The sequence below is a fragment of the Streptomyces sp. A3M-1-3 genome (assembly GCF_024213665.1).
GTDB lineage: Bacteria > Actinomycetota > Actinomycetes > Streptomycetales > Streptomycetaceae > Streptomyces.
The window spans coordinates 106797-113421 of sequence record NZ_JANAVP010000022.1 but is presented as its reverse complement, the minus strand read 5'-3'; the positions used below and the strand labels follow the sequence as shown (position 1 = coordinate 113421).

The 6625-nt window shown below is 71.2% G+C and carries 4 protein-coding genes; 3 read left to right on the top strand and 1 reads right to left on the bottom strand.

Features of this window, described 5'->3' with window-relative positions; all coding sequences use genetic code 11:
- Window positions 1–917 precede the first annotated feature (917 nt).
- Window positions 918–2339 (top strand): aminotransferase class V-fold PLP-dependent enzyme, encoded by a 1422-nt coding sequence (locus NLX86_RS23835; RefSeq protein WP_254373806.1) that lies wholly within the window; start codon window positions 918–920, stop codon window positions 2337–2339.
- Entirely contained in the window at window positions 2336–3766 is a 1431-nt protein-coding gene (locus NLX86_RS23830) for a lysine N(6)-hydroxylase/L-ornithine N(5)-oxygenase family protein (RefSeq protein ID WP_254373805.1), read from the top strand. Before NLX86_RS23835 ends, NLX86_RS23830 begins: the two co-directional genes overlap by 4 nt.
- Window positions 3767–3790: 24 nt before the next feature.
- Here NLX86_RS23830 and NLX86_RS23825 read toward each other — a convergent pair whose 3' ends face one another.
- Window positions 3791–5608 (bottom strand): 5'-nucleotidase C-terminal domain-containing protein, encoded by a 1818-nt coding sequence (locus NLX86_RS23825; RefSeq protein WP_254373804.1) that lies wholly within the window; start codon window positions 5606–5608, stop codon window positions 3791–3793.
- A 181-nt stretch (window positions 5609–5789) separates the two neighbouring features.
- Between NLX86_RS23825 and NLX86_RS23820 the strand changes: the two genes are divergently transcribed.
- A complete protein-coding gene (locus tag NLX86_RS23820; protein WP_254373803.1) occupies window positions 5790–6506 on the top strand; it encodes an SIMPL domain-containing protein in 717 nt (238 codons plus the stop codon).
- Window positions 6507–6625: the final 119 nt, after the last annotated feature.

The window sequence follows — 6625 nt, the reverse complement described above, 5'->3', positions numbered from 1 at the left end:
CCCCGACGAGGAATAGACGCACCAGCAGCAGAAGTCACACAACAACTAACGATCAACTACTGGCGCAGGACACTAGTGCGGATGTACGTCGGGCGGCCCCGGGGAGCGGGGCCCCACCTGAGCCTGGTGGGCGGCGTGGGTTTGTTCAGTGGCTGCCGGCCGGTGGGTGGGGCAAGACGCGCGGCAGGTCTGGGATGGGCCCGGCCCCGGCATAGCGGCCGTCAGGCCGGTGGGTGGGGCAAGACGCCCGGCAGGTCTGGGATGGGCCCGGCCCCGGCATAGCGGCCGTCAGGCCGGTGGGTGGGGGGCGCGCGGACGGTCCGGGGGTAGCCCGGCCGGGCTCGGCGGCCGCCAGGCCGGTGGGGGCGGCTGGGCGGGGCCCAGTGGCGGGCGGCCCCCATCCCCGAACCACCCGCTCCCGGACCCGCCCGACCCGCCCCCACCCACCGGCCTGTTGGTCGCCGAGCCGGGCCTGGTCTACCCCGGAGTGGCCGCGCCCCCGAGCCGCCCACCGGCCCACCGCCCGCCGGCCCACCGCCCGCCGGCCCACCGCCCGCCGGCCCACCGGCCCGGCGGCCTGGCGGCCGGGCGGCCCGCCGGCCTGGCGGCCGGGCGCGGGCCCGCCGCTCAACGGCCTTCCCGGCCCCCGCACCACCCGCGGTAGCCCTCGACGCCGCCGTGACCTGCCTGGCACCGCAACACCCGCAGGCGGCGGCACCCCAGTCCCGAACCACCAGCCCCCACCAAGGTCGCCGTACCCGCCCCCCCAAGCCCCCGTACCAGCCCCCAACCCCCAACCATCCCTCCCCGCCCCGCAGTACCACTTTCGGGTTGAGATCGTTGAGCTCTGCGGGTGCGCCTCGCGATCGCCGTACACGCTGGTGTGTCCCTCCCACGCGCACCCGAAGGACCGCCACATGAGTACGCCGCCCACCGGCACCAGCACCCCCCTCCCTCCGCTCGCCGGAGGCGCGGGTGGGGCCGGTGCGCTGCGGCCGCTGCTCGCCGTCGTGCTCGACGCCCTGAGCGAGGGCGCCGCCGCCCGCGGCGGGCCCATGCCCGCCGGCGGGCCCGAAGCCGTCGCCGCACGCGTACGCGACGCCGTCGACCCCGTACTGCCCGACACCGGCACCGGCGCAGACGCGGCCCTGCGTACCCTCGTCCGTACCTTCGCCGAGGGCGCCGCCGACCCCGCCGAGCCGCTGTGCGTGGCCCACCTGCACTGCCCGCCCCTCGCACTCGCCGCCGCCGCCGACCTCGCCGCCTCCGCGCTCAACCCCTCCATGGACTCCTGGGACCAGGCCCCCGCCGCATCGGAACTGGAAGCCCTCGTCGCGCGCGCCCTCGCAGCCGAGGTCTACCCCCACGCACACGCCCCCCACGCACACGCACCCGACGCCCTCGTCACCACCGGCGGCACCGAGTCCAATCAGCTCGCCCTCCTCCTGGCCCGCGAACGCCACGGATCCCTCCAGGTCGTGTACGGCGCGAACGCCCACCACTCCATCCCGCGCGCCGCCTGGCTCCTCGGCCTCCCCGACCCCGTCGCCGTCCCCGCCCCCGCCGGCCTCATCGACCTCGCCGCCCTCGCCGACGTCCTCACCGACCTGCACGGCCACGGCCCCCTCCTCGTCACCGCCACCGCCGGCACCACCGACACCGGCCTCATCGACCCACTGCCGGAGATCGCCGACCTCTGCGCCGCCCACGGCGCGGAACTGCACATCGACGCCGCCTACGGCGGACCACTCCTCTTCAGCGACACCCACCGCCACAAGCTCCACGGCCTCGACCGCGCCCAGTCCGTCACCCTCGACCTGCACAAACTCGGCTGGCAGCCGGTCGCCGCCGGACTCCTCGCCGTACCCGACACGGCAGCCCTCGCCCCGCTCGCGCACCGCGCCGAGTACCTGAACGCCGACGACGACACCGAGGCGGGCCTCCCCGACCTCCTCGGCCGATCCCTGCGCACCACTCGGCGCCCCGACATCCTCAAGGCCGCCGCCACCCTCAAAGCCCTCGGCCGCAGGGGACTCGCCGAACTCGTCGACCGCACCTGCGCATCCGCCGGCCACCTCGCGGACCTCATCGACGCCCACCCCGGCTTCGAGCTCTACGACCGGCCCACCATCAGCACCGTCCTCTTCCGGCCCGCCCACACCACCGACGAGCACCTCGCCGCACTGCGCCGCACCCTCCTCACCGAAGGACGCGCCGTCCTCGGCCGGGCCCGCGCCGACGGCCGCCTGTGGCTCAAGGCCACCCTCCTCAATCCCCACACCACCCGCAGCGACCTCGAAACACTCCTCAAACTCCTGGAAGGCAGCACCCGCCGATGACCGCCCCGACACCCAAGACCCCCCACCCGCACCCCGACCTCGACCAGCCACACGACCTCATCGGCGTCGGCATCGGCCCGTTCAACCTCTCCCTCGCCGCCCTCGCCCACGGCGTACCCGGCAACACCCTCGCAACCGCCTTCTACGACCAGCGCCCCGCCTTCCACTGGCACGCCGGCCTGCTCCTCGACGGAGCCACCCTCCAAGTCCCCTTCCTCGCCGACCTGGTGACCCTCGCCGACCCCGCCAGCCCCTGGTCGTTCCTCAACTACCTGCGCAGCCGCGACCGGCTCTTCCCCTTCTACTTCGCCGAGCGCTTCCACATCCAGCGTGCCGAGTACGACGCCTACTGCCGCTGGGTCAGCCAGCACCTGCCCGACGTGCACTTCGGCCACCAGGTCGACGCCGTCCGCTGGAACCCCGAACGCGACCTGTTCGAAGTCGACTTCACCCAACTCGACCCGGACGGCGAAGCCGAAGCACTCGGCCGCTCATACACCCGCAACCTCGTCCTCGGCATCGGCACCGCCCCGTACATCCCCGAACCCCTCCGCCCCCTCGCCGAAGCACCCACCGTCCCCGTCATCCACTCCGCCGACTACCTCGACCACCGGCAACGGATCCTCGGCGCCCAGCACATCACCGTCATCGGCTCCGGCCAGTCCGGCGCCGAAGTCTTCCTCGACCTGCTGCGCACCCGCCCCGCCGGAGCCGAGAAGATCACCTGGCTGGCCCGCACCGAGGCCTTCGCGCCCATGGAGTACTCCAAACTCGGCCTCGAACACTTCACGCCCGACTACACGCGCTACTTCCACGCCCTCCCCGAGCCCGTACGCGACCGGCTCGTCCCCCAGCAGTGGCAGCTCCACAAGGGCATCGACGCCGACACCATCGCCGCCATCCACGACGAGCTCTACCGCCGCACCCTCCACGGCGGCTGGCCCGACGCCGTCCTCACCCCCGGCGTCACCGTCCGTACGGCAGGCCGAGTCGCCACCACCAAAGTCGAACTCCACCTGGAACACCTCCAGCAGGGCACCCGCTCCCGCCTCACCACCGACGCCGTCGTCCTCGCCACCGGCTACCGCGAGCGCCCCCTCGGCCCCCTCCTCGCCGGCCTCGACCCGTACATCCGCCGGGACTCCGCCGAACGCCCCCGCATCGACGACGAGTACCGCATGGTGCTCGACCCGTCCGTCACCGGCTCGGTCTACGTACAGAACGCCGAGCGCCACACACACGGCGTCGGCGCCCCCGACCTGGGCCTCGCCGCCTGGCGCAGCGCCGCCATCCTCAACTCCCTGACCGGCAAAAACCCCTACCCCCTCCCACAGCGCACCGCCTTCACCAGCTTCGGCCTGGAACGGGAACAGCCCCGCCCGGCACCCGCGCCGGAGGGCCTGCTCCCCCTCGTGGAACACACATGACCGGTCACAAGACCGATCGCCGGGCTAGAACACCGGCGTACCGTCCCGCGTCAGCCTCCACTCCACCGACGCGAACTGCGCCGGATCGACCGTCCCCTCGGCCTGCACCCACGTGATGATCGTGTTACGGATCTCATCCGAGTTCGCCCACAACTGCTTCGCCCGCGGAACATACGGGAAGTTCCCGCCGCCACTCGCCCGGTAGTTGTTCACCGCGAGCACGAACTCCGCCGCCGGGTCGATCGGCCGGCCCGCGAAGGACAGCCCCGTGATGCGCGAACCGACCGGCTTCGCGATGTCGATGTCATACGTCAGGCCGTACACCGCGTCGTAGTTGTAGTCCGGAGTGCCGTCGGCGTTCGTCAGCTTCGCCGGATCCACCGGCGCGCCGGCCGCGGTCTGCACGAAGTACTTCGCCGAGAACTCCAGATAGTCCCTCAGCTGCGCACCGGTCAGCAGCCGCGCCTCCAGCGTGTTCTCGAACGGGTACAGCCCCGCCGCATCCCTGATCGTCACCTGACCGGCCGGAATCGCGGCCGTACGGGAGAAACACGACGCCTGGGAGAGAACCGGCAGCGCGGCATACGCGCCACCCGCCAGCGCCGCCTTCACCGTCTCCGCCTGCACGTGGTTGATCAGGTCGATGATCGGAACGTCCTTGTACGGCCCCTCAGCCGTGGCCATCGCCGCCGTTGACGAACCGATGACCTGGTTGACGTACCCCACGACCTTCCGGTGCTCGTCCCCGAGCAGCCCCGCGATCTTCGGGTCCTCCTCCACCGTATTGGAGTTGAGGACCTTGGCCGCCACCCTCTCGACCGTCCAACGCCCCTTCGACCAGACCAGATCGAAGTCGAACAGAGTCAGCCGCTGCCCCCACATCAGCGGCTCGGAGAGGACGACCTCCTTGCCGGTCTCCTTGTTCGTGACCCGGTACTCCGCGATCTCGGTGTGCGCGTGCCCGACGAGGATCGCGTCGATACCGGGTACCTGCTCCGCGACCAGACCGGCCGCGTTCTCGATATACGGCAGCTGGTCACCGTACGAGGACGTGCCGCTGGAACCGGAGTGCGCCGAGACGATGACAACATCCGCGCCCATGGACCGCAGCCGCGGCACGTACTTCGCCGCCTGCTCCTCCAGACCCGGGAACGTCATCTTCCCCTGGACGTTGGCCTTGTCCCAGATCGCGATACCCGGATTGGTGAGGCCGAGGACGGCAACCTTCACATCACGGCCGCAGGGCGTGCGAAGCCGGTGCACGCTGTACGGCGGGAAAGCAGGCCGCAGCGTCCTCGCGTCCAGCGCGTTGGCACCCAGCAGCGGGAAGTCGCACTGCTTCTCGAACTTGCGCAGCACCGGTATGCCGTAGTTGAACTCGTGGTTGCCCAGCGCCGCCGCGTCGTAGCCGATGGCGTTCATGGCCTCAGCCATCGGGTGCACCGGCCCGCGCCGGGCGGTGATGGGGTCGATCTTGGCGTAGTAGTACGACAGCTGCGTGCCCTGGATCGTGTCACCGGCGTCGATCAGCAGCGTATTGCTTCGCCCCTTCTCCGCACGGACCTGCTCGACCAGCGTGGAGATCTTCGCCAGACCCACGTCGTTGTGCGCCTTGTCGTCGAACTCCTTGTCCGTGAAGTAGTCCCAGTTGAAGACGTTGCCGTGCAGGTCGGTGGTCCCCATGACGGTGAACGAGTACCGCTTCGGCGGACGCCCGGGCCCAGGCCCCTGGCCCTCGGCCATGCCCTTGGCTTCGGCGGGAACGGCGGTGGCCCCCGCCAGCGCGACACCGGCCCCCGTCGCGGCCGATGTGCCCAGGAACGACCGTCGGTCGAGCGGCATTTGATCTCCCTCTTCAGATATCACCACAAGCACAACGCGCGTAGATAACGCGCGTAGATTCTGGCCCAGGAGCCACCCGCGTCAACACCCCCCGCGGGTTTCGATCCGGTGACCGCCGGTTGTCCGACCCAGGTGCCACAGTGGTTGGTACCAGCACGAGCCAGCCACGAAGGAGCCGACCGTGACCGACGACGCCACGCCCCAGCCCGCCGCCCCCTACGGCACCCCTGAGGTCCCGCGAGTCGCCGTCCGCGGCGAGGCCCGCATCGAGGTCGACCCGGAGATCGCCCGCATCGGAATCAGCGTCAGCGCACGCGGCACCGACCGGCGCACCGCACTGGACGACCTCACCCGCCGCAACGCAGCCGTCCTCGACCTCATCAAGTCCTACGGAGACGCCGTCGAAAAGCTCGAAACCGGCGCCTTCTCCATCAGCCCCGAACTCACCCGGCACGGCCGAGGCGAGCGCATCCGCGCCTACCAGGGCCGGGTCCACGTCAGCGCCGAACTCAACGACTTCACCAGCCTCGGCGAACTCACCACCCGCCTCGCCGACCTCGAGCTCACCCGCGTCGACGGCCCCTGGTGGGCCCTGCGCCCCGACTCGCCCGCCCACGGCGAAGCCAGGCGGCAGGCCGTACGCGAAGCCGTCCAGCGCGCCCGCGAATACGCGGAAGCCCTCGGCGCACGCCTCGCGGCCCTGGTCGAACTCGCCGACCTCGGCGCGGAAAACGCCGTACCCATGGCGATGGCGGCGCCCGCCGGCATGATGCGCTCGGCGGCATACGGCGGAGCCATGGAAGACGCGGCCGCCCCCGCCCTCGACCTGGAACCGCAACGCCAGACCGTCTACGCCCAGGTGAACGCACGCTTCACCATGACCCCGCCCCAGCTGTAATTCGGGGCGCACGTGAATTGCTCACCAGTCGCTCATCAGAGCACCCCCGCGCACAATTCAACACTTGTCAATAACCTTTCACGCAAAGGTTGTTGCGTAGTCATGTGCGACTGAATCTC